28 protein-coding genes are annotated in these 24,518 nt (G+C 45.4%); 14 read left to right on the plus strand and 14 right to left on the minus strand.

Annotated elements, in window-relative coordinates; genetic code table 11:
- The first annotated feature begins 140 nt into the window (after nt 1-140).
- The 6 genes from PJF56_RS21070 to rsgA all read left to right on the plus strand — a co-directional run bounded on the left by PJF56_RS21070 (nt 141) and on the right by rsgA (nt 5,858).
- Entirely contained in the window at nt 141-278 is a 138-nt protein-coding gene (locus PJF56_RS21070; RefSeq protein ID WP_283764688.1) for a hypothetical protein, read from the plus strand.
- A gap of 83 nt (nt 279-361) precedes the next feature.
- On the plus strand, nt 362-1,180 hold the full coding sequence (gene grpE, locus PJF56_RS21075) for a nucleotide exchange factor GrpE (protein ID WP_347179605.1): 819 nt from the start codon (nt 362-364) through the stop codon (nt 1,178-1,180).
- Between the two features lie 137 nt (nt 1,181-1,317).
- Nucleotides 1,318-3,279 (plus strand): molecular chaperone DnaK, encoded by a 1,962-nt coding sequence (gene dnaK / locus PJF56_RS21080; protein ID WP_283764690.1) that lies wholly within the window; start codon nt 1,318-1,320, stop codon nt 3,277-3,279.
- Between the two features lie 133 nt (nt 3,280-3,412).
- Nucleotides 3,413-4,543, plus strand: coding sequence for a molecular chaperone DnaJ (gene dnaJ, locus PJF56_RS21085; protein WP_283764691.1), 1,131 nt, complete (start codon nt 3,413-3,415; stop codon nt 4,541-4,543).
- On the plus strand, nt 4,540-4,827 hold the full coding sequence (locus tag PJF56_RS21090) for a sulfurtransferase TusA family protein (protein WP_283764692.1): 288 nt from the start codon (nt 4,540-4,542) through the stop codon (nt 4,825-4,827). Before dnaJ ends, PJF56_RS21090 begins: the two co-directional genes overlap by 4 nt.
- Nucleotides 4,824-5,858: a small ribosomal subunit biogenesis GTPase RsgA gene (rsgA, locus tag PJF56_RS21095; protein ID WP_283764693.1), complete on the plus strand. Its 1,035-nt coding sequence runs from the start codon at nt 4,824-4,826 to the stop codon at nt 5,856-5,858. The genes PJF56_RS21090 and rsgA overlap by 4 nt, the downstream gene beginning before the upstream one ends.
- Before the next feature lie 12 nt (nt 5,859-5,870).
- Here the strand turns inward: rsgA and PJF56_RS21100 are convergent, their stop codons facing one another.
- Nucleotides 5,871-6,278: a ribosomal maturation YjgA family protein gene (locus tag PJF56_RS21100; protein WP_283764694.1), complete on the minus strand. Its 408-nt coding sequence runs from the start codon at nt 6,276-6,278 to the stop codon at nt 5,871-5,873.
- 285 nt (nt 6,279-6,563) lie between these two features.
- Here PJF56_RS21100 and ahcY point away from each other — a divergent pair, with 285 nt between their 5' ends.
- Entirely contained in the window at nt 6,564-7,841 is a 1,278-nt protein-coding gene (ahcY, locus tag PJF56_RS21105; RefSeq protein ID WP_283764695.1) for an adenosylhomocysteinase, read from the plus strand.
- 85 nt (nt 7,842-7,926) lie between these two features.
- Complete coding sequence (locus PJF56_RS21110) at nt 7,927-8,535, plus strand: exopolysaccharide biosynthesis protein (protein WP_283764696.1); 609 nt, start codon at nt 7,927-7,929, stop codon at nt 8,533-8,535.
- 73 nt (nt 8,536-8,608) lie between these two features.
- Here PJF56_RS21110 and PJF56_RS21115 read toward each other — a convergent pair whose 3' ends face one another.
- From PJF56_RS21115 to PJF56_RS21145, 7 genes are all read right to left on the minus strand, one after another.
- Nucleotides 8,609-9,250, minus strand: coding sequence for a Uma2 family endonuclease (locus PJF56_RS21115; RefSeq protein WP_283764697.1), 642 nt, complete (start codon nt 9,248-9,250; stop codon nt 8,609-8,611).
- 227 nt (nt 9,251-9,477) lie between these two features.
- On the minus strand, nt 9,478-9,672 hold the full coding sequence (locus PJF56_RS21120; RefSeq protein WP_283764698.1) for a hypothetical protein: 195 nt from the start codon (nt 9,670-9,672) through the stop codon (nt 9,478-9,480).
- Nucleotides 9,673-9,729: 57 nt separating this feature from the next.
- Entirely contained in the window at nt 9,730-10,788 is a 1,059-nt protein-coding gene (locus tag PJF56_RS21125; protein WP_283764699.1) for an ATP-binding protein, read from the minus strand.
- Nucleotides 10,789-10,820: 32 nt separating this feature from the next.
- Nucleotides 10,821-11,255, minus strand: coding sequence for a hypothetical protein (locus tag PJF56_RS21130; RefSeq protein ID WP_283764700.1), 435 nt, complete (start codon nt 11,253-11,255; stop codon nt 10,821-10,823).
- Nucleotides 11,256-11,301: 46 nt separating this feature from the next.
- A complete protein-coding gene (locus PJF56_RS21135) occupies nt 11,302-11,907 on the minus strand; it encodes a hypothetical protein (RefSeq protein WP_283764701.1) in 606 nt (201 codons plus the stop codon).
- Between the two features lie 18 nt (nt 11,908-11,925).
- The gene (locus PJF56_RS21140) at nt 11,926-12,267 is read right to left on the minus strand and encodes a hypothetical protein (protein WP_283764702.1); all 342 of its coding nucleotides are present in this window, start codon (nt 12,265-12,267) and stop codon (nt 11,926-11,928) included.
- 33 nt (nt 12,268-12,300) lie between these two features.
- Nucleotides 12,301-12,753, minus strand: coding sequence for a hypothetical protein (locus PJF56_RS21145; RefSeq protein ID WP_283764703.1), 453 nt, complete (start codon nt 12,751-12,753; stop codon nt 12,301-12,303).
- 235 nt (nt 12,754-12,988) lie between these two features.
- Between PJF56_RS21145 and PJF56_RS21150 the strand changes: the two genes are divergently transcribed.
- Nucleotides 12,989-14,341: a helix-turn-helix domain-containing protein gene (locus PJF56_RS21150; protein WP_488199628.1), complete on the plus strand. Its 1,353-nt coding sequence runs from the start codon at nt 12,989-12,991 to the stop codon at nt 14,339-14,341.
- Nucleotides 14,342-14,474: 133 nt separating this feature from the next.
- Nucleotides 14,475-14,909 (plus strand): NUDIX hydrolase, encoded by a 435-nt coding sequence (locus PJF56_RS21155; RefSeq protein WP_283764705.1) that lies wholly within the window; start codon nt 14,475-14,477, stop codon nt 14,907-14,909.
- On the opposite strand, the gene PJF56_RS21160 is transcribed toward PJF56_RS21155, so the two are convergent.
- The 3 genes from PJF56_RS21160 to PJF56_RS21170 form a co-directional block, all read right to left on the minus strand.
- Nucleotides 14,890-15,531 carry a hypothetical protein gene (locus PJF56_RS21160; RefSeq protein ID WP_283764706.1) on the minus strand — a complete coding sequence of 214 codons (642 nt, stop codon included), beginning with the start codon at nt 15,529-15,531 and terminating at the stop codon, nt 14,890-14,892. The genes PJF56_RS21155 and PJF56_RS21160 overlap by 20 nt on opposite strands.
- A gap of 96 nt (nt 15,532-15,627) precedes the next feature.
- On the minus strand, nt 15,628-15,957 hold the full coding sequence (locus tag PJF56_RS21165) for an MgPME-cyclase complex family protein (RefSeq protein ID WP_283764707.1): 330 nt from the start codon (nt 15,955-15,957) through the stop codon (nt 15,628-15,630).
- Between the two features lie 115 nt (nt 15,958-16,072).
- The gene (locus tag PJF56_RS21170) at nt 16,073-16,798 is read right to left on the minus strand and encodes a pyridoxine 5'-phosphate synthase (RefSeq protein WP_283764708.1); all 726 of its coding nucleotides are present in this window, start codon (nt 16,796-16,798) and stop codon (nt 16,073-16,075) included.
- A gap of 75 nt (nt 16,799-16,873) precedes the next feature.
- Between PJF56_RS21170 and hpsE the strand changes: the two genes are divergently transcribed.
- The 4 genes from hpsE to PJF56_RS21190 are packed head-to-tail and all read left to right on the plus strand — an operon-like array spanning nt 16,874 to nt 21,180.
- Nucleotides 16,874-17,833 carry a hormogonium polysaccharide biosynthesis glycosyltransferase HpsE gene (hpsE, locus tag PJF56_RS21175; RefSeq protein ID WP_283764709.1) on the plus strand — a complete coding sequence of 320 codons (960 nt, stop codon included), beginning with the start codon at nt 16,874-16,876 and terminating at the stop codon, nt 17,831-17,833.
- Nucleotides 17,834-17,855: 22 nt separating this feature from the next.
- Nucleotides 17,856-18,938 (plus strand): nitroreductase family protein, encoded by a 1,083-nt coding sequence (locus tag PJF56_RS21180; protein ID WP_283764710.1) that lies wholly within the window; start codon nt 17,856-17,858, stop codon nt 18,936-18,938.
- Nucleotides 18,938-20,104: a polysaccharide pyruvyl transferase family protein gene (locus tag PJF56_RS21185; protein ID WP_283764711.1), complete on the plus strand. Its 1,167-nt coding sequence runs from the start codon at nt 18,938-18,940 to the stop codon at nt 20,102-20,104. The genes PJF56_RS21180 and PJF56_RS21185 overlap by 1 nt, the downstream gene beginning before the upstream one ends.
- 17 nt (nt 20,105-20,121) lie before the next feature.
- A complete protein-coding gene (locus PJF56_RS21190; protein ID WP_283764712.1) occupies nt 20,122-21,180 on the plus strand; it encodes a glycosyltransferase family protein in 1,059 nt (352 codons plus the stop codon).
- 33 nt (nt 21,181-21,213) lie between these two features.
- Here the strand turns inward: PJF56_RS21190 and thiD are convergent, their stop codons facing one another.
- From thiD to PJF56_RS21205, 3 genes are all read right to left on the minus strand, one after another.
- Complete coding sequence (gene thiD, locus PJF56_RS21195; protein WP_283764713.1) at nt 21,214-22,023, minus strand: bifunctional hydroxymethylpyrimidine kinase/phosphomethylpyrimidine kinase; 810 nt, start codon at nt 22,021-22,023, stop codon at nt 21,214-21,216.
- 12 nt (nt 22,024-22,035) lie between these two features.
- Complete coding sequence (gene ftsZ / locus PJF56_RS21200; protein ID WP_283764714.1) at nt 22,036-23,322, minus strand: cell division protein FtsZ; 1,287 nt, start codon at nt 23,320-23,322, stop codon at nt 22,036-22,038.
- A gap of 324 nt (nt 23,323-23,646) precedes the next feature.
- The gene (locus PJF56_RS21205) at nt 23,647-24,462 is read right to left on the minus strand and encodes a cell division protein FtsQ/DivIB (protein WP_283764715.1); all 816 of its coding nucleotides are present in this window, start codon (nt 24,460-24,462) and stop codon (nt 23,647-23,649) included.
- Nucleotides 24,463-24,518: the final 56 nt, after the last annotated feature.

The following is a 24,518-nucleotide window of genomic DNA, read 5'->3' on the forward strand; positions in this document are numbered from 1 at the left end:
TCTACCCTCTTAGGTGAGGATGAAGTCCAGACGCTCCCACCGCTTGGGAACAATCTCTTAGTTGTCAAGGGCTTGTGACCCTTGCCAGCCTTACGCTTCAGGTGTTATTCCTATGCTTTTAGGCTGAACGAATCGCACCCATGCTACTATTATGCATGTTAGCCAATGGTGAAAGGAAACGACCAGATAAAGACCGACATCTGGAACAAAACTTAAGCCAAAAATTTATGCCGTCCTCCCGTCAAACCGTCAAAAGACAGGATAAGCTAAAAAACTAGAGCTACGGTGATGGGTGAAGAGTCAGACCCTTGACCGGAGTGAGATGATTGTAGATGTAGCGAATCAGATTAGGTGACCCTCAATGATGGATGAGTCCAAGCCAGTAGAAAATCCTCAGAGTCCTACCCCCGAAGACCCCTTGCATCAGGCAGAACAGGAAGCCAATGTTTCTGTCTCCGATCAAGAAACTCCCAGCGATCTAATGGGGAAGGAAGAAGACCCGGTTGAAGTAATGGAAGAGGGAGCTGCCCAAGCCACCCAAGAGGCAACATCGGCCCCCTCACCAACTCCCGATCCGGTGGCCCATGAAGCTGACGTTGCCCAAGCTGCTTTACTAGCAGAAGTGTTAGCCAGTAAAGAAGCTGAATTGGCGACCTTGAAACAGGGTTACGATGAAGTAAAAGCTCAATACCAACGTTTAGGTGCAGATTTTGATAACTTCCGCAAACGGACGCAAAAAGAAAAAGGGGACTTAGAAGATCAGACCAAGTGTAAGACCCTACAAGAATTACTGCCAGTCGTGGATAACTTTGAACGAGCGCGATCGCACATCAAACCCCAAAACGAAGGGGAAATGACCATCCACAAAAGTTATCAAAGTGTCTACAAACAATTAGTAGACTGTCTCAAACGCATCGGCGTTGCCCCCATGCGAGCAGAAGGGAAAGAATTCGATCCCAATCTCCATGAAGCCGTCATGAGAGAGGCAACCTCAGAATACCCAGAAGGGACAGTAGCAGAAGAACTCATGCGAGGCTATATGCTCAACGATCGCGTCCTACGCCATGCCATGGTAAAAGTCGCATCGGCTCCAGAAGAAGAGGCCGAACCAGAACCCCCTGTGGAGGAAGAAGCCAGCGAACCCAGCAGTGAACCGGAAGCGGAAAACACTGAGAGCTAAAACCGCGATCTAAACTCAACGGTCATCGGTAAAGTAAAGGGTAATTCTACCAACTTCAGGTCAATATCCAACTTGAACCCTTACCCCTTACTGCTCACCCATCACCCGTTATTAACCTCAACATCTGGCAGCTTAACATGGGAAAAGTTATTGGGATTGATTTAGGCACAACCAATAGTTGTGTATCGGTATTAGAGGGAGGTCAACCCGTCGTCATCTCCAATGCAGAAGGCGGCAGAACTACCCCCAGTATGGTCGGCTTTGGCAAAGCAGGCGATCGCCTCATCGGCCAACTCGCCAAACGGCAAGCCGTCACCAACGCCGAAAACACCATCTATAGCATCAAACGGTTCATCGGTAGACGCTGGGAAGACACCGAAATGGAACGCTCCCGCGTCCCCTACAAATGTATCCAGGGTCGCGATAACACCGTCGATGTGCAAGTGCGGGGGCGCAACTACACCCCCCAAGAAATTTCCGCCATGATCCTACAAAAACTCAAGCAAGACGCGGAAAACTACCTGGGAGAACCCGTCACCGAAGCCGTAATCACCGTTCCCGCCTACTTTACCGACGCTCAACGGCAAGCCACCAAAGATGCAGGCAACATCGCCGGTTTAGAAGTCAAACGCATTATCAACGAACCCACGGCTGCCGCCCTCTCCTACGGTCTCGACAAACAAGACCAAGAACAACTGATCCTCGTTTTCGACCTCGGTGGCGGAACCTTCGATGTCTCCATCCTCCAACTCGGCGATGGCATCTTTGAAGTCGTTGCCACCTCCGGCAACAACCATCTCGGCGGTGATGACTTCGATAACTGCATCGTTACCTGGATGATCGAAGAATTCAAAGACCAAGAAGGTATCGATCTATCTGTAGACAAAATGGCCCTGCAACGGCTGCGAGAAGCGGCGGAAAAAGCCAAAATCGAACTCTCAAACATGACGGCTACCTCCATCAACCTCCCCTTTATCACCGCCGATGAAACCGGGCCCAAACATCTAGAAATGGAGTTAAGTCGCTCTCAATTTGAAGAATTAGCCCAAGATATGGTTCGAGGAACCTTAGAACCGGTTCAGCAAGCCCTCAAAGATGGGGATAAAACCAAAGAAGATATCGATCGCATCATCTTAGTCGGCGGTTCCACTCGCATCCCCGCCGTTCAAGAAGCCCTGTACCAATACTTTGACGGCAAAAAACCCGATCGCTCCGTCAACCCAGACGAAGCCGTAGCCCTCGGTGCTGCCATCCAAGGCGGGGTAATGGGCGGCGAAATTAAAGACCTACTTCTGCTCGATGTCACCCCCCTATCCCTGGGTATCGAAACCCTGGGTGAAGTGTTCACCAAAATCATTGAACGCAATACCACCATTCCCACCAGCAAAACCCAAATCTTTTCCACCGCCACCGACGGCCAAACCTCCGTAGAAATCCATGTCCTACAAGGGGAGCGGGCTATGGTCGCTGACAATAAAAGCCTGGGAAAATTCCAACTCACCGGCATTCCCCCCGCCCCCAGAGGTGTACCTCAAATTGAAGTCTCCTTTGAAATTGATGCCAATGGTATCCTCAAGGTATCGGCACGGGACAAAGGTACGGGACGCGAACAAAGCATCGAAATTACCAATACTGGCGGCTTAAGTCAGTCAGAAGTCGAAAAAATGCGGCAGGAAGCAGAAGTTTATTCTGAATCTGACCGAGCGCGTCGTCAATTAGCGGAACTGAAAAACCAATCTGAAGGGCTATTCCAAAGCTACTATTCCACGTTAGAGCAAAATCAAGAGGTCATCCCAGAAGACCTGAAAGTGGAAGCCCAAAGCCGCATTGAGCAACTTCGGGCCAGTTTAGGCGCTTCAGACACCACGGTGGAAGCGGTCAAAGAACAAATGCATGGGCTGCAACAAATCCTATTTACCATTGGCTCATCGGTATATGCCGATTCAGGTTCGACTGATGACTTTAGCCAAGGGGAAACAGTGATTGATTCCGGAGCAGCCACCGTTCAAAGTCCGGTAGAATCAGCTCAAGAGGAAGAGGATTTTAGCTTTGATGAGGAGGACGAAACTGTTTCGGCTGACTATGAAGAAATTGAGTAAATCCTTCAACGTTTTACCCCCCTAATCAAACTTCTAGTCAAACTAAGCTGTCTCCCCCCCCAAGAGACCGCTATAATAATGTGCAGTTCTATATGCCCACTTGTTGAGAGATCCCTGAAAGACAGAGCGCCCTATGGCCGACTACTATGAAATTCTCGGTGTTTCCCGCGAAGCAGACAAAGAAGAAATCAAGCGCGCCTACCGCAGGTTGGCGCGAAAATATCACCCGGATGTTAATAAAGAACCGGGAGCAGAAGACAAGTTCAAAGAAATTAACCGAGCTTATGAAGTCCTATCAGAGCCAGAGATGAAAGCTCGATATGACCGCTTCGGTGAAGCGGGAGTCAGTGGCGGAGCTGGAGGCCCTGGTTTTGGGGACTTTGGCGATATGGGTGGTTTTGCAGATATTTTTGAGAGCTTCTTCAGTGGCTTTGCTGGCGGCGGAATGGGAACCCAAGGTGCAAGACGACGGGGCCCAGTCCGAGGTGATGATTTACGATTGGATTTGAAGTTGGACTTCAAAGAAGCCATTTTTGGTGGTGAAAAAGAGATTCGGATTAATCATCTAGAAACTTGTAAAACCTGTAATGGTTCGGGAGCTAAACCCGGAACGAAACCGGTAACTTGTCAAACCTGTGGCGGTTCTGGGCAAATCCGCCGCGCCACCCGCACGCCTTTTGGTAGTTTCACTCAGGTGTCCGTTTGTCCAGCTTGTAATGGTCAAGGACAGGTGATTCAGGATAAGTGTAATGATTGTGGAGGCAGTGGGAATAAGCAGGTTACTAAGAAATTGAAGATTAATATCCCAGCAGGGGTGGATAATGGTACTCGGCTGCGGGTCTCTAATGAGGGAGATTCGGGACAGCAGGGTGGCCCTCCGGGGGATTTGTATGTGTATTTGTTTGTGAATGAGGATGCGGATTTCCGGCGGGATGGTATTAATGTGCTGTCGGAAATTAAGGTGAGTTATTTACAGGCAATTCTTGGATCTCGCGTGCAGGTGAAAACGGTGGATGGTACGGAAGAGTTGACGATTCCGGCAGGAACGCAACCGAATACGGTGTTAACTCTGGAAAATCGAGGGGTTCCTCGGTTGGGAAATCCGGTTAGCCGGGGCGATCATTTGATTACGGTGGGGGTGGAAATTCCTAATCCGAAACAGTTGAGCGCGGATGAGAAGGAGCATTTGAAGGAGTTGGAGCGCTTACGTGGCGATCGCCAAGATAAGGGAGGTGGACTTTTTGGAGGCATTTTTAATAAATGAGTCCCCAGACGAATTTAGGTACTCCTGATACTCAACTGGATTTACGGGGTACACCTTGCCCCCTCAATTTTGTTCGCACCAAGCTACAACTGGAAAAAATGGCTCCGGGTTCCTTATTGGAAGTCTGGTTAGATGCGGGCGAACCCATTGAGCAGGTTCCGGATAGTCTGAAAATGGCAGGCTATCCTATTGAGGGACTAGAAGAGTCGAGCAAGGGCGAGGATGAGCCGTTTTTTCGGCTGCAAGTTCGGCGACCTAAAACTGAGAATTTGCCTTCACCATGAATGAGGTTTGGGTGGGTACGGTGTTGGCGGTGCAAGCGAATTTTTATCAAGTGCAACTTGATGAACAAGAAGACACTCCTTTGCTCTGTACCCGACGATCTCGCCTGAAGAAGATTGGTCAACGGGTGATGGTGGGCGATCGCGTGCGGGTGGAAGATCCAGATTGGGCCGGTTTGCGAGGGGCGATCGCCGAAGTCTATCCCCGCACCACAGAGTTATCTCGGCCTCCTGTGGCTAATGCGGATCAAATATTACTGGTATTTTCCGTCGAGCAACCGACCCTTGACCCCTACCAACTGAGCCGATTTCTGGTCAAAGGGGAATCGACTCAACTTGGTTTATGTCTCTGTTTGAACAAAAGCGACCTGGTTTCTACTCAGTGGCAAGAGCAATGGCATCACCGGTTAGGACAATGGGGTTATGTGCCTGTGTTTATTAGTGTGGTCACTGGGCAAGGATTAACTGAACTAGCAGAGCAGTTGGCCCAACGAGTTACCGTCGTTGCCGGGCCCTCTGGGGTGGGAAAATCGAGTTTAATTAATGCTCTGATTCCCGATGCCCATCTGCGAGTGGGCAAAGTGTCCGGGAAGCTGCAAAAGGGACGACATACCACCCGTCATGTGGAGTTATTTAAGTTACCGGGTGGCGGGCTGTTGGCGGATACACCAGGATTTAATCAGCCGGATGTAGACTATCCCCCGGAACAGTTAGCTGATTATTTTCCTGAAGTGCGGAGTCTGATGAACGTGGAGACTTGTCAGTTTAGTGACTGTTTGCATCGGGAAGAACCGGATTGTGGGATTCGGGGAGTGTGGGAACGCTACGACCATTATCTGATGTTTTTGGAAGAGGCGATCGCCCGTCAGGAACAGCGCGATCGCCTTGGCGATCCGGAATCTACCCTGAAGCGCAAAGGTGATAATACTTATGAACCGAAACTGAATAGCAAAAAATATCGCCGTCCCTCTCGTCGCACCCAACAACAACAACTGGAAGAATGGTACAAAGATGCCGAATTTGAAGGCTTATAGGTTGATTCTTCTCTAATGGCGATGCTGTAAGGATTTTTGTAGCTCACGCAAACCCAACCAGCCAAGATAACAGCCGATCGCATAATGAGGAAAGTCCCACCACACAAATGTCGTCCCTAGAATCAGTTGACCTAAAAGGGTCGATCGCATGGCTTGCAGTAGGGGAGGATGCCACAGTTGTAGCACTTCCAGAAAGGAGGTGAAGAGAAAAACAGCGATCGCTACTTTCCAAAGCCGTAATCTTGGCCAAGCTAAGGTGACCAAAATCATCCACAGAATCTCATAGAGAATACCGCCAGCATAATCAATGATCCACCCTTCTGCCCAACCGCGATAAAACTTGGTCGCCATTCCCAAAGGAATAATCGCTATCAAACTTACCAAGAGCCAACGCCGATAGGCTTTGAGCTGGAATTGCATCCTTGAATTCAACGCAAGAACCACACACTTGAGAAAAAAGATCTGTAGCCGGTCAATCAAGATGATAAACTATTATATGGGAAATTTGCGCCTTGTACTTCAGTCATCCTAAAGACAAGACTCGCAACATCACAATCCTGAGCAAGACCTCATCTTGAAAGGTCAGTCGAGGTATGGGTGGTAACAACTCAGACCGAGAACTGTATGGTTGTTTGTACTTGCCATCAGTCTCAGGTCAATGATGCCCACCTAACACTTGTGAACCATTTATCTTCAGTAGATCTTATGACTGCAATAGCCGAAAAGCTCAATTACGACATCAAAGACATTTCCTTAGCCCCCCTAGGCAAACAGCGCATTGAATGGGCAGGACGGGAAATGCCAGTTCTCAAACAAATTCGGGAACGCTTTGCTAAAGAAAAACCCTTAGACGGAATTCGGCTAGTTGCCTGCTGTCACGTGACCACAGAAACGGCTAATTTGGCGATCGCCCTTCAAGCAGCCGGCGCTGACGCGATTTTAATTGCAAGTAACCCCCTCTCTACCCAAGATGATGTTGCCGCTTGCTTAGTTAAAGACTATGGCATTCGCGTTTATGCCCTCAAAGGGGAAGATACCCCAACCTACAAACGTCACGTACAAGTCGCCCTAGACCACCATCCCCAAATTATCATCGATGATGGTAGTGACGTAGTTGCTGAACTGGTCAAGGAACGTCAAGAACAAGTTCCCGAAATCATCGGCACAACCGAAGAAACCACCACCGGTATCGTGCGCTTAAAAGCCATGTTCAAAGATGGGGTTCTCACCTTCCCCGCAATGAATGTCAATGATGCGGACACCAAGCACTTCTTCGATAACCGCTACGGAACCGGTCAATCTACCCTCGATGGTATCATTCGCGCCACCAACGTCCTGTTAGCCGGTAAAAACGTAGTGGTCGTTGGTTATGGCTGGTGCGGTAAAGGTGCAGCGCTGCGGGCACGGGGTCTCGGTGCAAATGTAATTGTTACTGAAGTAGACTCTGTACGTGGTATCGAAGCTATCATGGATGGGTTCCGGGTAATGCCCATGGCAGAAGCGGCTCCCCAAGCCGACCTGTTTATTACCGTAACCGGGAATAAGCATGTGATCCGCAAAGAGCATTTTGAAGTGATGAAAGACGGAGCCATGGTTTGTAACTCCGGTCACTTCGATATCGAAATTGACCTGGACAGCTTGGGTAAAATGGCCACCGAAGTTAAGGATGTACGCCCCTTTACCCAACAATATGTTCTGCCTAGCGGTAAGTCCGTTGTCGTTCTGGGCGAAGGTCGTTTAATTAACTTGGCTGCGGCGGAAGGACACCCCAGCGCCGTAATGGATATGAGTTTTGCGAACCAGGCTATGGCTTGTGAATATCTGGTGAAAAACCACGGTAAACTTGAACCGGGTATGCATTCGATTCCCCAAGAAGTTGACCATGAAATTGCTCGCCTGAAGTTGGCAGCCATGGGCATCAAGATTGATACCCTCACCGCAGAGCAAGTGGAATACATGAATAGCTGGACGGTCGGAACTTAAGATCGTTAGGGGGACAGGGAGAGGGAGGATTTTATTAAACCCCCCATTACCCCATTCCCCCATTCCCCTACTCTTTTTGCCATTTATGCCTAAACTTTCGGTAGAATTCAAACGTTATTTTTGGCAAGAAAACCGCTCTTCTGAGGTGACTTTAGCAGAAATGCTGGAACTGGCAGGAGAGCGGGTTTTTGGTTTTTTGTTTGTGCTGTTGTCCTTGCCGTCTGCCCTGCCTATCCCTGCTCCTGGGTATTCGGTTCCGTTTGGGATTGTGATGTTGTTACTGGCAGTGCAGCTTATTTGGGGCGCGAAACAGCCTTGGGTTCCGAAACGGATTTTAAATGGAAAAATGCCTCTGGATAAGGTTCAGGGTCTACTGGATGCGGGGATTCCCTGGCTTCAGAGGATTGAGGGGTTGACAAAACCTCGTATGAGTGGGGTATGTACGAGTTTACCGGGTCGGGTGGTGTTGGGGGTGGCGATCGCCCTGATGTCGATGTCGATGATGATTCCGATTCCGGGAACGAATACTTTGCCGGCGATCGCCATTTTCGTCATTGGCTTTGGCTTATCGGAAGATGACGGCTTCATTAGTTTAGCCGGACTCGGACTGTCTCTAGTGGGAGCAACGGTTTCCCTGGGGATTATTTTCTTTGGTGTGAGTATTTTAACTTGGCTGAAAGATCTGATTTTGTAGGAAAGTGGCGATCGCCATCTGTACAGATTTCCAACAGTTACCAACACTGCGATCGCGCTAGCGATACCCAGCATTATCGCACCGCATCCTCAAATTCTCGCATCGCCACACTCGACCCCATCTCCCAGCCTCGCTCAATATACCGGGGAATGAGATCGTTTAAATCGCACTCAGGAAACCAGCGACTGTTTGCGACTTCTTGATAACCTTCAGGACTAAAATGATAAATATGCAACTTATTTTCTCTATAAATCCACAGTTCTGAGGGGGCGATCGCCTGATAATTCTCCGGTTCAGTCATGGATGTTAAATCCACTTCAATCACTAAATCGGGAGCCGGATCGGTTTCTAAATCAATCCGCTCTTTGCCTAAAACCGCTAACCGATTATCAATATAAAAACAGTGGTCTGGTTCAATACCCTGTTGATTAATCCGTTTTAAGGTGATGGGTTGAAATGAATCCCAGTCTTTACCTTGCTGTCTTAATAAAATTTTCACAAAATCTGCAAGTAAATCAACATCTTTACCATGTCTGGGCAAGGGTGACATAATTCTAATTTCTTGAGTATTACTGTTATAGCGGATTCTTAATCCAGCCTTATCTTGCCGACGAGTGAGTAACTCCTCATAATCTTGCCAAGTCCGAAAGCGCAGAATTAATTCATCTCCCGGTTCAAGAGCAATGATATCTTCAGTAATCGTGGGTAATGGCATAGGTTTTGGGTTGATGAAGAGGTAGAACGAACGAGCAAGTACCCCGATTTTAGCAGGCGATCGCTAGGGCAATGTATAGGTTACGCCTCAGTGTAGCATAGGCTGGGGCGATCGCGACACTACTATTATATCGTCATTCTGAGCGATCGGCGAACGTGCTATAAATATAGAAAATTGATGACTTCCCAGAGCTGGAAGAGAAAGATATCAGAAGTTCTGCCTAGAGTTTACTGGCGATCGCTCCTTGTGTTGAGTTGCTTTGGCAATCGAGGCTCTCGAAGAGGTTTAGAAATCATTTTTCGACCACTGGTTGCTTGCCGTTTTCTCAAGTCATCACACATCGCTTTCAAATCATAATTGAATGCCTTAGCATGTTCCTCACGAATCTTATAGATTTCTTCTAAAATTTCATCTCTCCACATTTTTAAATTCCCATTAACTCGTAGGGTGTACAAATGGTAGGTAGCTCGTACCCAGCATCACCTTTCATTCTCTCCACTTTCGGTTTCATTAGAGTCTTGAACAGAACCTTCGATAGAGTCAGGTAGCTGAGGTAAGGGAACATCACCTTCGACTGGAGTCAGAGTTACCGTTTGCTGAGATGCAGCTTTATTTGCCTCAATAATTTCGCCGATCGCTTCCCTAAAATGACTCTGATTTACCCGCTTTTCCTCCTTGGGTTTGTCTTCTCTAGCGGCAGCGACGACAGCTTGAAACACAGCATTTTTAATATCCCGACCTGAAATTTCTTCAAATTCCTTTGCTAATGCTGAAAAATCAACGGAATCATCTAAAGGCAGTTTCTCAGGAATTTGAGCTTGCCAAATTTGTTCTCTTGCTTCTTCTGTAGGTAAATCGAACTGGACTTTCCAACGAATTCTACTCATAAACGCTGGATCGTAGTTGCGAATTAAATTAGTCGCAAAAATAACTATGCCTTCATAAGCTGACAATTGCTTAATCATAACACTGCGAGTTAAATTCACGGCGGTGTCTGTTGCTTGAGTTACATTTTCTAGGCGTTTACCTAAAAATGAGTCAGCTTCATCAAAAAACAAAACCGCATTGTTTTCTGTCGCAAACTCAAAAGTACCGCGAATATTCTTGGGGGTTTCACCCACATATTTAGATTCTATTTGTTCGTAGGGAACATCGAGGAGCTTGAGATTTAAAGCATGGGCAACTGCTTCAGCCGTCAAAGTTTTTCCAGTCCCTGGCGGCCCAGAAAAGTTAACAGAAAGCGCTTTATCTAACTTGTGCTTTTCTGCCATTCCCCATTCTTGAAAAATTAAATCTTGATATTCCAGTTCAGCCAAGATTAAATCTACTTGCTTCTTAGTTCTTTCTGGTAAAATGACATCAGATAACGTATATTTAGCCTCTCTTAAATAGAGACTAAAATCTATCTTTGATTGTCCATAATCATCTTTTTCTTCCTGCTCTTCTGACTGGGTAGTAGTGGGTCGAGAATTAGGCTTTCTGCGATCAACATCCACAGGTTCACCAGCAGCTTTAAGAAACTTATCTAATCTTGGCATCGCCATTACTCCATATTAGTCTGTGTCATGAGTTAATCCCAATCTTGCAGAATACCAATTTCCGCATCTTCTCGATTTTTGGGAAAATGTCGAGTGGTAGATGGTGGCACTCCTTCAATATTAAACACTTGAGATTCTTTTTGATTGACATACTTAGGGTCCCAAAGTTCCATGATTATTTCATCGCGGTGTTTACCTTGATAAAATATGATATAGAGAGTGCTACGACGACCAAACTCTGTAATGAGTACGGGTTCAATGGCAGTTTCCCAAATGGGTGCTAATTTTTCTAGAATTACCTCTGGAGAACCTTGTGATTTTTTTGGCTGTTTATTAAACATCTTAGTCAAGGCAATTAAGCCTCTCTGGTTCTCCCTAGAGACATTAACCTCTTCAGCACTATCTATGAATTCAGAAGCTTTGTTGCGTTTTGGAGGGTTTGGGTTTCTGGGATCGAATCTGGGCATATTTTTGAATCCTTTGCTAATTGAATAAAAACCACCCAATTTGGGATTAGTCAATCTGGATGATTAAAGCATTAAAAAAAAGCTTTTGCTTCATTTGTGCATATGGATCTAAAGTTTCATTGACCTTTTCAAAGGCTTTCCCAACAGGACTAGCCTCAATCAATTTAAAAACTAGATTATTAGCAATTTCTGATGGAGGCTCTGGTGGAGCAATAAACTTGAGAAATAAGGGGGTAAACAATGAACGACTGATGTTCACCCATGATTCATATTCTTGTCCCTCTAGCTGATTATCTAAAACATAGATAAACTCTAATTTAGAATAAGGGACATCAGATGTAATCTCTAAATCACGCTCATCGATTTGAGGAATTTGATAGCCTCTTTCAGAATCAGGTGTGTCTGTGGCATAAAGCCAAATCTTCAGATACTCCAAGTCACATTCGGGCATCATCCGAGATTGACGGAAAATGACTCTGGCAATTAAATCATCAAAAAAAGTTCTGATTTGTTTACTGATGACCGCTTGACCTGTGGAGTCAGTTTCTCCAGGAACACCAATAATTTCGATGCTATTCAAACTTCCTTGCTGTTCAGCAGAACGAAATCCAATTGTGAGAAATATATTATTATTGTTGGCAGAATATGACATAGTAAATTACTAGAAATTTTACTTCCAATCCTCAAGTTCTAATATTTTCGCTTCTGAGCGATTAGTCGGTAGTGGACTATTTTGAGGTGCTTCTTTAACCTTAAATACTTCAGATGGTTTACTGGTGTAATATCTTGGGTCCCAAATCTCCATGATGGTTTCGCCAAGAACTGAACCAGCATAGAAAATGATATACAAAGTAGCAACTGCACCAAACGCTGCAATTAAGGCAGCAACAACCACTGTTTCCCAGAGCTTTTTGACTGCCGAGACTAAAGCATTGATAAAGGCTTTGACAGCTTCGCCTAACCACTCTGATAACTGATCTACTAAGCTTCCTGCCCAGGCAAAAAATCCCATATAACTCTCCTTGATTAGCTAACGAAAAACAACTTATGCCAATGATAGTATGTTTACCACTGGATTTTGCTTAGTTGGTAATTGAGATTGATTGGTAGCAACTTTCAGTGAAAACAGCATGGATTTACCTTGAATTTTTTGGGGATGAAAAATTTGAACAAACGTTTTTTGGGCTTCATAAAATATCGCAATCAACCAATCAGAAGAATATCCTAATTCGTTGCGTAGTTGTTTCTCAATTGTGTCCCAGTTTTTATCTAAATACTGTGCAATCAAAGCTAAGTAATATTCTGTTGCCTCTTTGATATAGCCAAAAACTTGTTTTGCTGATGAGACTAAGTTTCTATATAACCTAGCAAAAGCTTGAGATAAAGCATCAATGATTGCAGCCACTCCATACCCTACGCCATATCCAATGAAAAATCCTATAACGGCACTAATTAAACCAATAACAAGTTGCGCTAAAAACTCAAAAATAGCGTCCATTGTATAATCTTGATTTTCCTCCTGAATTTATTATTGATCTCTTTAAAGTAGACTATTTGTCTGCCGATGCAAACGCTCCCTAGTGTAAACCGAATATTTACAGCACTGCCACCAGAAAAAAACGGGTTTTCTAGGAAGTTAGGTAACAAAAGATGAAGCAAAAACCAGAAAGAACCTGATTATGTGGGCTGAGACTAAGCTATAATGGCTAAAAATACTACCTTTACTTAAGTTTATGGATATTACAGAGGTGTTACAATTCGTTGATCGCTTAGTCGAGAAGCAAACAGGGGAACACTTAAATAATCTGCAAAAAGAGATTATCCAAGGACTTTGGCAAGGAAAAACTTATCAGGAGATTTCTGAATCTGGTGCTAATGGTTACAATGAAAACTATATTGGTGATACCAGTCGTCAGTTATTTAAGGTTTTATCTGAACAGTTAGATGAAGACATAAAGAAGTCTAATTTTTGTTGGACTATTGAAAGAATTATCAATTCTCCTCAGTCACTTGTTGGTGTAGTTAATCAAAATATTACCTGGTGTCCTTATCATGATCGAGCCGTTACAAATGATAAGATTACATCTCCAGAACTTGCCAAATCAGCTACCAAATATCACGATTTAAGCCTTGCTCCAAAAATCAGGAAATTCTGCGATCGCACCACCGAACTCAGCATACTCTCTAATTGGCTCTGTAACCAAAACATGCCCCTAATCTCCGTAGTCGGCAGAGCAGGGATCGGCAAAACAAGCCTCGTGAAGCGCTGGATTGACTTAAACTTAGAACAATTTGATACAGTCATCTGGAAAAGTATCCGCTTCTCACCTACCTTAAATACCATTATTGAGGACATCCTAACCACCGTTAACCCAGATACCATCCTCACCCATCCTCTGCTGACGCAACTCTTCCATTTTTTACGCGATCGCCGATGCTTGCTTGTCCTCGATGACTTTCAGGACATTTTTATACCTGGTCAACTGGCTGGACACTATCAACCGGAAGCCCAAGATTACCACACCTTACTCACCAAAATTACCGAAATTGACCATCAATCCACCCTTCTCATCATCAGTCAAGAAAAAAATCAACAGATGATCGCTTTAGATGCAGAACTTTATCCCATCAAATGTTTAGAATTGCGCGGATTTGAAACTACAGAAATCTTGAAAAATGTCGGCTTAGGAGACAGTGACAGCGCCCTGCAAATCCTGAAGAGCTATGAAGGACATCCCATTTATCTCAAAGAAATCTCTAGCTTAATTCAAACCCTTTTTTCTAGCAATATCGCTGAATTTCTGACCGAAGAAGACCTGATTCTCACTCAGAATATGCAGACTCAGATGAAAACGTATTTTAACCGTTTATCTCCTGCCGAACAACAAATTGCTATCCACTTCAGTCAAAGCAATCTGCCCATTTCGCGGGAACAGTTAAAAGCCGACTTATCCTTATCCTCAACCGACTTAATTAACGGATTGGACTCTTTGAAGCGGCGCTATGTACTAACTGCCATAGAATCAGAAGGAATTGCCTTTCGTTTATCTCCCGTTTTTCGAGCATATATCAGATCCTTCACCTGACATTCGCGAATTGCCACAGTTCTGAAGGGGCGATCGCCTGATAATTCTCCAGTTCAGTCATCGAGGTTAAATCCACTTCAATAGAAACCCGATCTCTTAAACTTAAAGAGAACGTGAGAATGGGTCGTTTATAATGGATGCACAACCTACCGAGGTCGCTTTAGCTGTTCTTTACCGCGAAAATCGCTATCTGATGCAACTGCGCGATCGCATCCCAGGCATCCTCTATCCAGGATTTTGGGGTTTATTTGGCGGTCATTTAGAGCCGGATGAATCCCCAGATGAAGGGATGCGACGGGAATTACTCGAAGAAATTGGCTATTGTCCGCCAGAATTGCATAAGTTCGGCTGTGATACCGATCCAGGAATTGTCCGCCATATTTATCATGGCCCGTTAACGGTAGGATTGGAGGGACTAATTCTGGGTGAAGGGTGGGACATGGGTTTAATTCCCCCTGAACAGGTGCAAGAAGGAGAAGCCTTTTCAGTCAAAGCCAATGAAGTCCGACCTTTAGGAACACCCCATCAACGCATTGTGTTGAGTGTGCTTAACGCCGGTTTGGGGTAAGGTGTTGAACTTGGCGAGCATCCACCAGGATAGCCGAAAAGCCGCGATCGCTCAAAGACATTAAAGTAGCCGTGGCTTCTTCTTGGTTTTCACTCTCGAGCGCCAGTAAATAAGAATTTCCCTGGAAATTTACCCAAGAAATAGCAGTTCTCAGAAGGATTTGCAGTTGCCGAGCCGTATCCGGTTGATTATTGGGATTAACTAACACGGCAAACCCTGAACCCAGGCTTACCCTCCCTGGGTTGGGGTTAGATGGAACTGCCCTTTGACCTGAATATGGGTCAATCATCAGCGCTGGTAAGCCTGTATTCTCATAAATATATTGGCTCCAACGCCGACTGACTTGGGCATTAGCGAGATGACGAATTTGGGTAACAATTTTGTTATTGTATTGACAGACTTGGGCCGTTTGATTATTGGGTAAAAGATAGTCAAGCACCAATTGCTGGCTAGAGCGGGTAGGAGTTTCCACCAAAACCATATATTCCCCTGGGTTCGGTGGAGGACAGGGGAATCGGCTGGTTTGACTCCAGGCAGGGGGAGACCATAGGAAAACAGTAGACAATCCGGCGATCGCCCGGAAAAATCGAGTCAGACTAGAGCAGTTCGGGTGAAAAGGCATAGGAGTAGAATCAGTGGTTTAAGTGTATACATTTCCCCTGTTTCTCTCCTTGCCTATACCGGTTTAGTCTGACCCGGTTATGCGTCTGAATAGACTTTAAGACGAGGCAACAAGGGAAGCTAAGGGGTCAGGGATAGCGTCTGATGGGGCTTCAAATTCACCCGTCAGCACATATTCTAAACGAAGTTTGAGCCAGGTAATCAATTGAGGGTCTGTAGAAATAATCGCGGCTGCGGGTTGAGGACATTTGGCTTTAGCTGCCGAGAGTTCTGGCGCGTCCAGAAACGCAGGTTCGGGAACTAACCAAAAGTCGATTTCTTTTTCTTTTTCTTGGTAATTACGGGTTCTTTCCCGCAAGACTTCTTCTAGGGGTTCCTCTTCCATGAGGAATTTTTTGCTGGCGAGGACGTAGTGATAAGTGGTCATAGGGTTTGGTTTTCGTGAACACAGAGAGTTATTTTACCGGTAAATGGTCACCATGTGGGTAATGGGTAATGGGTAATTGGTAAACCCGGTTTTCCCTATTGGCTATTCCCTATTCTCAGGGTGTTGTTCCCAGAATGGCGTGTTTCATCTCCCGCACGGCTCGTTCTAGGCCGACTAGGGCAGCGCGACTAATAATGGTATGGCCGATGTTCAGCTCTTCCATGCCAGGAATACAGGCAACCGGGTAAACATTCCAGTAGGTGAGACCATGACCTGCATTGACTCGTAAGCCAAGGGTACGGGCTTGTTCGCACCCTTGGGTGAGGAGGTGTAGTTGGTCTCGTTGTTCGTTTTCTTGGTGAGCTTCGGCGTAGGTTCCGGTATGGAGTTCGATAAATTTGGCTTTGATGTCCGCCGAGGCTTGGATTTGGCCAGGGTTGGGGTCAATAAACAGGCTGACGGGAATACCGGCATTTTGCAAGGTTTGGACAACATTGGCCAGGCGATCGCCCCCAGCTATAATGTCTAAACCGCCTTCTGTGGTCACTTCCTCTCGACGTTCCGGAACCAGCGTGATATAGTCGGGTTGGATCTCTAAGGCGATCGCCACCATTTCCTCCGTCGCCGCCATTTCCAAGTTCAGATGGGTTCGCACCGTCTGACGCAACAATCGCACATCTCGGTCTTGAATATGGCGACGGTCTTCCCGCAGATGCACCGTAATCCCATCTGCTCCACCCAGTTCAGCGAGGACAGCAGCAGCCACCGGATCGGGTTCTACCGTTTTCCGAGCCTGGCGAATCGTAGCAATATGGTCAATATTTACACCTAATGTAGGCAATCATCTACCTCCTATGGGTTGATATCGTGGATTTTCTATGGGTTATTATACTGTAGATTGTTAGGACTAAGAAATATGGTTGATTTTACCGTAGCTATTCGAGCCTATAATGCAGGCGATCGTTTACCGGAAATTCTCGATCAATTGAAGAAACAGAAAGAAACCGAGGGGATCAACTGGGAAATTCTAGTCGTAGACAACAATAGTCAGGATAATACCGCTCAAATCATCAAAGATTACCAAGCTAACTGGGCAGAAAAATTTCCCCTCCGATACTTTCTTGAAACCCGGCAAGGTGCATCAATGGCCAGAAGAACAGCGATGGAAAAAGCAGAAGGCACTATAGTCGGCTTTCTCGATGATGACAACTTACCTGCTCCTGACTGGGTATCCCAAGCTTATACGTTTAGTCAATCCCATCCCCAAGCCGGTGCTTATGGTGGACAAATTCATGCTAGTTTTGAAGTCCCTCCCCCAGATAACTTTAAGAAAATCGCTGTATATTTAGCCATTATTGAACGAGGAAGAAAACCCTTTTGCTATAACACCCATAAGCAGAAAGTCTTGCCCCCAGGTGCAGGAATTGTCATTTCCAAACAAGCCTGGCTCAAAAGCGTTCCGGAAAAATTATTACTGACTGGCCCCAGTGGCAAAGCATTAAATCTCAAAGGAGAAGACTTAGAACTTTTAGCTTGTTTACAAAATGCAGGATGGGAAATTTGGTACAATCCAGATATGCACCTGAATCATAAAATTCCCGCTTGGAGGTTAGAACGGGATTACTTAATCTCCCTGGCTAAGGGTTCCGGTTTACAAAGAAATCACATTAGAATGATGAGGTTAAAACCCTGGCAGCGACCTCTAGCATTATTAGCGTATTTACTTAATGATGCAAGGAAAGCTTTATCTTATTTGATCAAGAACTACAACGCGATCAAAACGGATACAGTAGCCGCTTGTGAAATGGCTATTCTTTCCAGTATTTTAATTAGTCCATTTTATCTATGGCAAATGCGGTTGTTAGGAAAACTATAAATTTACAGTGAAGAGTTCTTTAATGAAAGAAGCGATTAAAGCATTAATCCCTAATTCAGGGGTGAATTTTCTAAAATCCACCGTAGATTCAATTAGTCAAGTAACTTGGAGTTTAGTGGTTAAATCCAGGTTTCTTAGTGCTATATACTATGTGTTAGTATCTAATAACTTTAGTCGAGAAAATCAGGCAGTTATATATGGAAAATTGCAATACTACAAGGATCTAAAAAATGCTTTAGATAGTCAATATTTATTGAGACGTAATATTCATCGCCTCGAAAAAGGAATAATCATGAAAAACAGGCGTGATACTTTTGCTCTTGACTACATTGAAGAAACTGTGAATTGCTATAAGTATGCTGTAGAAAATCGAAAAAGTGATATAGGAGATTCAGGGGAATTAAAATGGGCAAATGATGTTTTAGAAAAATACTTTGATCTGGTTTCAACTCACCCTGTAATCGATAAAGCTAAAAGCGTTTTTTTATCTGTTATATATAAATCCCATGAAAATCAAAAAGATGACAAAAAATTTATCCCCTACAAACGAGAAATTCAATGTAATCCTCCAGTTTGCTATGAAAGTTTTTTAAAGCTTTCATATCAACGAAGATCCGTCAGATGGTATTTACCAGAAAAAGTCCCTAGGGATTTAATTGATAAAGCGATTTTGCTCGCATCTCAATCCCCTAGTGCATGTAATCGTCAGCCTTTTGAGTTCCGAATATTTGATGAACCAGGAAGAGTCAAAAAAGTTTCATCAATTCCAATGGGAACTAGAGGATTTAGCCATAATTTCCCTGCTATTGTAGTAGTAGTTGGCAAGCTAAGAGCATACTTCAATGAAAGAGACCGTCATGTAATATATATCGATGCGGCCTTAGCATCTATGTCATTTATGTATGCTTTAGAAACTCTTGGTCTTAGTTCTTGCCCTATTAATTGGCCGGATATAGAAGAATCTGAGAAGAAAATGAGTTCGTTCCTGAACTTAGAACCTGACGAGCGCGTTATTATGCTTATCTCTGTCGGATATGCCGATCCGGATGGACTGGTTCCTTATTCCCAGAAAAAAACACTTGATTTACTTCGGAGATATAACTAATGATATTTGAAATTCAAGGTGTGGATTTTATCAATAAAGGTGGTGAATTAATGACCCATGCAGTTGTACAGCATTTTGCCGATCTGGAACCCGGAAGTAGGGTTGCTGCTCACCTGAGAATGGGAACATTTGATCAAAGAGAAAAAACAGGGTTGTATCATTTAAGTTGGGCTTATACTGAAAAAGCTCCTCAACTAGGTCATTTGATCAATGCTTGTGCCACGTTGATCCCGCAACAACTATGTCATTCTCTTAAGCTGATTAGAATACAGGAAGTAGATGCAGTTTTAGATGCTTCAGGGTTTACATACAGCGATCAACAGGGAGCAGCAATGATAGAAATAATGGCTAAAAGACTGAAACTTCGTAAACAAGAAGGAAAAAAAGTTATCTTACTGCCCCAAGCTTTTGGGCCATTCAAAAACCAGCGTGTTAAAAAGGCATTTTTAGAGATTTTAGAAAACTCTGACTTGGTATTTGCGAGAGATCGAGTTTCCTATGAATATTTACAAAATATCAAGGATTTGCTGTCTAAGTGTCCATCAATTAAAAAAGCACCTGATTTTACTAATTTAGTTAAGGGTAAAGTCCCTGAATACTTTAAGCCTGAATCATCTAAGAGGAAGGGTTGCATTGTGCCTAACTATAGAATGGTGCAAAGAACAAGTTCAGAAGTTAAGGAAAAATATCTAGATTTTTTACAAATTTGTGCTAAATATTTAATTGAAAAAGATATAGAGCCATTTATTTTAATTCACGAAACCAGAACCGACTATGACCTGGCTTTGAAATTGCAAGCTGAAATCGGTCAATCTTTGCAAATCATCCAAGAAGCTTCACCCTTATACATTAAAGGCATCTTGGGGAATTCGTTCTTGGTTATTGGGTCTCGCTTCCATAGTTTAGTGAGTACCCTTTCTCAATGTGTTCCTTGTTTAGGGACAGGATGGAGTCATAAATATGAAATGCTTTTTGATGATTATGATTGTCCAGAATGTTTGATATCTCCGGTTGAATCAGAGGAAAAAGTACATAAGACACTAGATAGGCTTATAGAAGAACCAGATCGATCTAATTTAATGAATCGATTACATATAGCTAGTCAAGAACAAAAACGATTAACTACTCAAATGTGGGAAGAAGTAGATCAATTTCTTCAAGTCTAATTATTCAAATTGGTTTTATGATAAAACTCATGCATAATGGTCTTAAAGACCTACTTTCAATTGGAGACTATGCTCCAGGACGAAAAATTGGGTTTGTTTCTCTGGAAACTCCTTTACCCCAGGGATTGAAGAAGTTTACCCAATCGATGAATTATCAGGTGGGACTCCAGTTGCGTCGGGAGTATCGCCATGTTGCGATGGGGACTCGCGCTCTGCAATTTCCGCAAGAGGTGAATACGATCTTTGTGTTTGAACTCTATAATCAACATCTGTCGATTTTGCTTCCTTTGCTCGCACTGCAAGCTCTACAGGGGAAAGAGGTGTTGATTAGTTTGCATGGGAATCAGCAGTTTGCGATGTCGAGTGGGATCAAAAATCTGGGGTTGATGTATCTGAGGATGTATCTAAAACTGTTCAAAAATCTGAAGGTGGTGACGCTGGAGGTGGACGATAGGGTGATTCCGGAAAGGTATCGATTGCCTCCAGAGTCGATGTTTGTGATTCCTCATCCGATTATTAGTGGGGTGGAACCGAAGCTGAAACCAGGGGAGAGGTTACCGGCAGATCGACGGGTTAAGATTGGGGTGGTGGGGATGATTCGTCCGGATAAACCGATCGCCAAACTCATCAAACAGCTTACCAGCTATACGGCTACCCATCCCCACTGTGAACTGGTGATTGGCACTCCCTTGAGCAAGAAACCGAAGGAGCTGGAGAATATAGAGGCAACTCTGCGAGATACGACGAAGGAGGAAGATTATCTCAAGGTGTTGCAGGAAATCGATATCCTGGTGATTCATTACGATCGCGATCGCTACTATTATCGCACCAGTGGCGTAATTAGCGATGCGGGTTCCTGTGGATGCTATATCATTGCCTCTAATTATCCCGCGATCGAGCATCAAGTCAAGTGGCCAACCCCCATCGGTGCAACCTTTGAGGACTTTGAACAAATCCCCAAACTTATTGATGAGGCAATTCTCCATCTGCGCGAGCAGGGGCAAGATAACCACTGGGAATGGCGCAAACAACGCAATGCTGAGGCGATCGCCAAAATCCTCTTTCCAGAAGTGTGACGACATGGGATTTTTCTAGAGAATTCAGACCGTTTAATTCAGGCAGAGGGGAAAGAAATGCCCCACCGGGCCAGTTCCTTGACCAATTTCTAAGCTCCATTTCAGGGCTTCAGTGACATAGTTTTTCCCTTGATGCACTGCATCTCGTATAGAATGGCCAGTGGCCAGATTCGCAGCGATCGCCGCCGAAAGAGTACATCCGGTTCCATGGGTATTGCCAGTGTCGATACATTCCGTTTTCAGCACCACCATTCCCTGGTCATCAAGCAGAACATCAACCCCCCGTAATTCTCCAGTCATTCCACCTCCTTTAATCAAAACCGCCTGCACTCCAGATTGCCATTTCAAGGTTTCAGCCGCTTCTTCCATTTTCTCTAACGAGTTAATTTCTACACCCGTGAGCAACTGAGCTTCATAGCGGTTTGGGGTGACTACCGTAGCTTGGGGAATTAACGCCTGTTGTAGAGTCTCCACCGCTTGCCGATCGATCAGTTGGGCCCCACTACGGGAGACCATCACCGGATCGACGACCAGGGGACGCAATTGCAGAGTTTGCAGGCGATCGCTCACCGCCTGAATAATCTCAGCATTGAGCAACATTCCCGTCTTCACAGCCTGAACCCCCAGATCGTCAACCACTGCATCGAGTTGAGCCACAACTGCTTGTGGAGGTAACCCATCAACTCGATTAACGGCCACAGTATTCTGGGCCGTAACACAAGTGAGAGCGGACGCACCATGGACACAATGAAACGCAAACGTGCGTAAATCTGCCTGAATGCCTGCCCCTCCCCCACTATCCGATCCGGCGATCGTCAAGACAACGGGAATTTTAGACTTCATCAACTCCTCCTTCTAGTTTCTAGGGGGACGACGACGTTGGAGGAAATCAGGAATATCCAACCCTTTAGGTTGAGGACTCATGGGAGAAGGACTCGGAGAAGGAGCCGGAGCCGGAGCAGGGGTAAAGGGCGCTTGATAGGTATTCGTATTCGATCGCTGCTGTTGTACAGTTGCCGATGAGGAGCTTTCCCCCGTAAAGCCCGTCGCAATCACCGTAATCCTGATTTCCCCTTGCAGTTTCTCATCAATCACCGCACCAAAGATAATATTGGCATTGGGATCGACCGCCTCGTAAATCACCTCAGCCGCCGCATTCACCTCAAAGAGGGTCAGATCGCTACCGCCCGTAATATTCAGCACCACCCCTTTAGCGCCATCAATGGAAGACTCCAGCAACGGCGACGAAATAGCGGCGATCGCCGCCTCCCGCGCTCTCGACTTCCCAGAACCGCCACCAATACCCATCAGCGCCGATCCCGCATCCGCCATCACCGCCCGCACATCAGCAAAATCCACATTCACCAATCCCGGAACCGTAATAATATCCGCAATACCTTGTACCCCTTGACGCAGAATATCATCAGCCACCGTAAACGCTTCCTGCATCGGCGTTTGTTCAGAAATCACCGACAACAACTTATCATTGGGGATAATAATCAACGTATCCACCCGACTTTTCAGGGCTTCGATCCCCTGTTCCGCCTGACTCATGCGCCGCCGACCTTCAAACATAAACGGCCGAGTCACCACGCCCACAGTCAGCGCCCCCACCTCTTTGGCCACTTCTGCCACCACTGCCGAGGCTCCTGTACCCGTACCGCCTCCCATTCCAGACGTAATAAACACCAAATCCGAGCCTTCCAGAGCCGCCGCCAGTTCATCGCGGGACTCTTCTGCGGCCTTTTGTCCGATCGCCGGATTTCCCCCAGCTCCCAAGCCACGGGTGAGCTTCTGCCCAATTTGCAGTCGATTCATGGCGGCTGAACTGACCAAGGCCTGGGCATCCGTATTGATTGACCAAAACTCAACCCCTGACACTTCATTAATCACCATGCGGTTGACCGCATTACCACCGCCACCCCCGACACCAATCACCTTAATTTTGGCCACACTACTGGGTGTAATATTTTGTAGTTGATCCTCATCACTTACCATCTGTTGATGCCCTTTGAAATTAGAAGAAGAAACTCCAGCATTTTTGAACGGATTACCTGAATCCACAGCCGTCGAAGCATTGGATTGACTATCGCGATTCGAGTTGAGGGGGACATTCCCCAGCTTCTGATTGGGAGGTGTCATGGGCAGTTGCTTTACACAATAAATATCAATGAATGTATAGTATCAAGATGGTTAAGGATTGACATCGCGACTCAGGTCGGCACAAATGGGCCCTAGCGCTCAATCCTTATACCCACAAACTTGGCCCAGCCAGGGACTTGGCCGATTCACCATACCACCGATGAAGCTTATCATAGCTTTTACTCATTGGTTTAGATATTCAGCTTCAGGTTCTCTAATCGAGTCAAGGGGGAATCGTTACCAGAAGTTTATCAGACTTCCCCTGAAAAAACGTTAAGTCTTACCTAAATTTACCGATTATTCTCCTCATCAGTCAGAGTTGTCTCAATTTTGAGAAGGGTTGAATGGGGTTGATGAAGACTTCATCTCAATCGATGGCGCATCTGGATTGCTCAAATCAATATAATTCATGTCCCTAGGATCGAGCTGCTGAGGAAGTTGTCGCAATTGATCGAGGACTTGTACTTGTTGAGCAAAGTTGGGAGTATACGTGCCCAGATGCACTTGGCCTAATTCTGTGGTGAGGATCAAGTTTTTAGGGTCTTCCCAGTTGAGTTTGGTGATTTCAACGGGAGATTCCTTGAGAACCCTATAGATTTCGGGCCAATAGGATTGATAATGGGTGAGTTGGCCAATAATTTTCAGGCTGGGAAGGGGAAAATCGGTCAACTGGGTGTAGTTTTCCAAGGGCATCCAAATTCCTTGTTCATCAATTAAACCCACCGTTTTACTCTGTCGAGAGGTCATGGCGATCGCCACCGGAAACCGCTCACTCACTTCAATATTTAATCGCAGGGGAAACAACTGACGAGTGACTCGCGCTTGGGCCACGGGGCCATTTTCTTCTAAGGTTTGGGCAATTTCATGGGGTTCGAGTCGAAAGACCAATTGAGGATAATGGATCGGTAAAATCTCCCGCAAGGCTTGGGTAGTGACCAATTTATTGCCCGTAATCACCACTTGTTCAGGATCGCGGATCGCCCAGTTAGGTTGGACAAGTAGCCATCCTCCCCCATAGGCGATCGCCCCAACAGCGACGGTTTGCCACAGGGTTTGCACTACCTTCAACCGTTGTCTTTGGCGGAGTTGTTTGCGTCGTTCGATTAATTCCTGTTTAGAAATCGGTTGAATAAGGGTCATTGGGGGAATGGGGGAGTGGGGGAGTGGGGAGTGGGGAGTAAGGGGTTTAGATATAG

It is taken from the genome of Roseofilum halophilum BLCC-M91, assembly GCF_030068445.1.
In the GTDB taxonomy this organism is placed as follows: domain Bacteria; phylum Cyanobacteriota; class Cyanobacteriia; order Cyanobacteriales; family Desertifilaceae; genus Roseofilum; species Roseofilum halophilum.